We start from the raw sequence: 3837 nt of genomic DNA on the forward strand, positions 1-3837 counted from the left end.
ATTATAAAATCATGGGACGTGTACTGGGGCTTCTGGGGCCTTGCGTTGCGCTTGCAGTGGTATTGCTGCTGAGATAATGGATGTGTGGTTTTGATAAGCCTGTAAAATTTGATTTAATTACACAAAATTCTCCTCATGAAATGCCCTATTTGTTTTACAGTACTGTTGCTATTGCTCAGTCCTTTTTTGAATTATAATACCTATGCCCAACAGGATACTTCCAAAGAAGTACCTGATGGAACAACCGGTTTGTTGCTTAAAGTGAATCCGGATGATTACCTGAAAAAGAAAAACCAGCCTAATGAGTTTGAAGGGACCTATTCAACCATGCGGGTTGGCTTTGGTTATATAGGCGATGCAGCAACGTATGTGCAGAGTTCTGTATTCAAACAACAAATGGATTCGTTGGGAGAATCTGTAACCGCAAAAATGATGACCCGGGATTTCAGGCTCATGGCCAGCGGTGTATTTAAAGTTAAAAGGGATCTTGCATGGAAGGCTGGTTTCATGTACGACGGTGATAAAAAGATCTGGCTGCTTCGCGAAACGGGTATTACGCTTGGTGTACCGGAGCTGTTCGGACATATTTTTGTCGGCCGAACCAAAGAGGGTTATTCCATGGTTAAAGTAATGAACGGTCACTCTCCGTGGACGGCAGAAAGGCAGATGGCCCTTGATGTTATTCCAATTCTGGCAGATGGTATCAAGTATTTTGGCCATCATCCCAAAACAAGAGTCTTCTGGAACCTTGGATACTTCAATGATTACTTTTCTAAAAAACAGAGTTTCTCAACGTACGAATGGCAGACAGATGCCCGGGTAGGATGGCTGGCGTTTTATAATCAGGAAAAAAGTAAGGTGCTTCATATTGCAGGTAACTACCGCTATGGAAAACCAAACGATGGAAAGATCGCATTGAAGTCGCGGCCGGAGTCAAATCCGGTTCCGTACATTATTAATACAGGTACTTTTTCAGCAGACTATTCCATGCATATAGGCGGAGAAATATATTACAGCACTGGCCGTGTATTGATGGGATCGGAAATGATGGTGCATCAGTTTCATTCCCAATCGGCAGCGAACCACCAGTTTTTTGGCGGCGACGTTGTGTTCACTTATCTCCTGACGAAGACGAAGCGTCCATACATAACCAAAGGAAGTATCTTTGGCTTTGTGCCTGTTCGTAAATCAGTTTTTAAAGGTGGCATAGGTGAATGGGAAGCCGTGCTTCGTTTCTCTTACCTGGGTCTGGATGATGGTTTGATTCAGGGCGGTACATTCTATCGTATTACGCCAATGGTGAACTGGTATATATCAAAGGCGGTACGTATGGAGTTTATCTACGGCTACGGTATTCTTGAAAGATATGGATTGAAAGGATCATTGCAGATTTTCCAGGCACGTCTGCAGTTGACGGTATTGTAAAGTTATTGAATGAGACTGGAAAGTAATTTTATTCTTAAAGGGATAGAAGTGAATTGGAAATAATTATGAATTATGAATTCATAGACATGTTGAAGAGAAAAATGGATGCCATAATCCACAGCAAGTAGAATAAATAGTATAAAAGTACACTATGTCAATAACAAACGAAGCTGAACTAATAGGAATGCAAAAGGCGAGTGAAGCCGTTGCCTATACACTGAAGAAAATGTGTAGCTATGCACAACCCGGCATGACAACAAAGGAGCTCGATAACTATGGCGCAAAGATTCTTTCCGGTTTCGGTGCAAAGTCTGCACCATTTGCTACCTACGGTTTTCCGGGCTGGACATGTATCAGCGTGAACAACGAATTCTGCCATGGTATTCCTTCAGACAAGCGGATTTTGCAGGAAGGTGATTTGATTAATATTGATGTATCAGCAGAACTCAACGACTTCTGGTCGGACAACGGCAGCTCCTTTGTACTTGGCGAAGATATTCATCAATATCAAAAACTCGTGAATGTTTCAAAAGAAATTCTGCATAAAGCAATTTATAATATTAAAGGCGGTGTGCTGATTTCAGATATTGGTCACTTGATTGAAACCGAAGCGAAGAAGCACGGCTACAAAGTAATTAAGAATTTGACTGGTCATGGTGTCGGCAGAGGGCTGCATGAAGAGCCGCATGAAATAGCCAACTACAGAGATGTATTCAATCGTAAGCGGTTCAGAAAAAATTCTGTCGTAGCCATTGAAACTTTTATCTCAACAACTTCAACCTATGCGGAGACAACAAACGATGGCTGGACAATGGTTGGTAACAGAGGCGGTTTCATGGCACAGCATGAGCATACAATCGTTGTTACAGACGGTGAACCGGTGGTGTTGACAGCAATGAACGAGATCTGGAATTGATGTCAATATAATTAATTGAATCTATTGATTACTTCCGGATGAAGTATTGATAGTAACTTTAAAAAATATTTACTTTGCTTATTCGTTAACTTTTTCAAACATCGTTTTTATGGATTACTTTTGGTTATACGACCTGCCCTTGGTATTGTCTTTTTCAATTGTTGTTGGTTCAATGACCCTCTTTTCCATTGCAGGTATTTTTATATTAAAACCTTTTGTTTCAAAATGGTGGGAGGGCCATGACAACAATGATCAGATTGCCTTTTACCTTTCTGCGATAGGTGTTTTCTACGGTATCACGCTGGGTTTGCTGGCAGCAGGTGTCTGGGAAAATTTTGAAGATGCGGAAGAAAAAGTATTGATGGAGTCATCTGCGATCAATGCGTTATACCGTGATGTGACAGCTTTCCCTGAACCGGAGCGGGAAATACTGCAAAAGAAATTAGCATATCATTTAGAGTACATTATTAACGTGGCATGGCCTTTACATAATAAAGGTATTGCTAAAACAGACGGAACCCAGATCCTGACAGACTTTCATCAAACACTTTATTCTTTCGAACCCAAAACAAAAAGAGAAGAAATTGTCATGGCGGAAGCACTTCGTCAGTTTAATAAAATATCAGAATTACGACGTTTGCGATTGAGTTCGGTAAAACAAGGCATGCCAGGTATCGTGTGGGCAATGATTTTAGTTGGCGCAGCTATCACCATTGCCATCTGTTGGCTGTTTAATATTCCGAGCCTGCGCATGCATCTTATTCTGAATAGTCTTATTGGCATTGCGGTAGGTTCATTGGTATATTTAGTGTTGATGCTTGATTATCCATTCAGAGGAGTCTTGTCCGTATCATCGGAAGCTTACCAGGAAGTGTTGGAACATTTGGTTAGATAATAAAAATATCGTTTCAGAGGGTTTAATACCATTGGTGTTAAGCTCTTTTTTTTAGATGTTTTGTCTAACAGATTTTTACTGATTACCTTGAGAAAGTAAATGAATATACAGACATGCTTCGTCAGGAAGCACTTTGTAATTAATGGTTGATCAAGCTATGAAATATCAAGTAGATAAAAATCAAATCGATTCGTATATACACAATATTGATAAGCGCAGGATTGCTGTGTTTGCTATTTTAACGCTTGTTATTTTGTCTATGCAGGCATGGATTGCATATAGTCTCAATAATACTTTTCCTTTCTGGCTTGTTATTATTATAACGGTTATTATTTTATCGGCAATTTATCTTGGACTAAGATTGGCAAATGATAAATTGAAAAAACTTTCCAATGGACAGTATTTTATTGATAATACATCATTGAAGTTTGAAGATGCGGAAGGTTTGATCAGAGAATTTAATTTTACTGAAATAGCAATCATTCATAAGAAGTATTCAGGTACATTAGTTGTAAAAGATAGCGGTTTAACAAAATTGAATTATTTTTTTCCTAAACGAACCAATCCATACCAGCCCGGAGAACCGAACATTATATTTATT

At 39.4% G+C, this 3837-nt stretch carries 4 protein-coding genes; all 4 read left to right on the plus strand.

What is annotated here, in order from left to right:
* Positions 1-186 precede the first annotated feature (186 nt).
* The gene (locus ACTHJT_RS03905; RefSeq protein WP_440236495.1) at positions 187-1425 is read left to right on the plus strand and encodes a porin; all 1239 of its coding nucleotides are present in this window, start codon (positions 187-189) and stop codon (positions 1423-1425) included.
* A gap of 151 nt (positions 1426-1576) precedes the next feature.
* Positions 1577-2341, plus strand: a complete 765-nt coding sequence (gene map / locus ACTHJT_RS03910; protein ID WP_440236496.1) for a type I methionyl aminopeptidase — start codon at positions 1577-1579, stop codon at positions 2339-2341.
* 109 nt (positions 2342-2450) lie between these two features.
* Positions 2451-3236, plus strand: a complete 786-nt coding sequence (locus tag ACTHJT_RS03915) for a bestrophin-like domain (RefSeq protein ID WP_440236498.1) — start codon at positions 2451-2453, stop codon at positions 3234-3236.
* A 157-nt stretch (positions 3237-3393) separates the two neighbouring features.
* Positions 3394-3837 (plus strand): hypothetical protein (locus ACTHJT_RS03920; RefSeq protein WP_440236499.1); only part of this gene is annotated, 444 nt, incomplete at its 3' end.

The organism is Cytophaga sp. (assembly GCF_051961495.1).
Lineage (GTDB): Bacteria > Bacteroidota > Bacteroidia > Cytophagales > Cytophagaceae > Cytophaga.